Origin of the sequence: Pseudomonas sp. SIMBA_068 (assembly GCF_046534705.1) — a bacterium.
GTDB lineage: Bacteria > Pseudomonadota > Gammaproteobacteria > Pseudomonadales > Pseudomonadaceae > Aquipseudomonas > Aquipseudomonas putida.
Genome location: NZ_JAWRYI010000181.1, coordinates 1 through 339, shown reverse-complemented (window position 1 = coordinate 339; position 339 = coordinate 1). Strand labels below are relative to the sequence as shown.

At 68.7% G+C, this 339-nt stretch carries 1 pseudogene; it reads left to right on the top strand.

The features are described 5' to 3' along the window. Positions 1-339: pseudogene (locus SB756_RS28735) on the top strand (helix-turn-helix transcriptional regulator); the annotation flags it as partial.

Genomic DNA, 339 nt, shown 5'->3' with positions numbered 1-339 from the left:
CCGGTCTACTACCTGGCCATGATTACCCTGGTCAAATGCGAACTGTGGCTGGCCCAGGGGCGCACCGACCTGGCCGAGTCCTGGCTGCTGCGCCTGGGCCAGACCTACGGCGGTGAGCAGCCAGCGGCAGCACCGGAGTTCCACCCACTGCTGCCGTTGCACATTGCGCTGCAGCAGGCGCTGCTCGAGCGCATCCAGTTACGTGGCGACGATGCCGTGCAACGCCTGGCCAGCCTGGTCGAGCGCGGGCAGGCCAGTGGCGGCATGATGCTCACCGTCAGCGCCCTGTGCCAATGGCTCTCCCTGCTGCTGGCCGAAGGCCGCGAAGCGCAGGCCGCG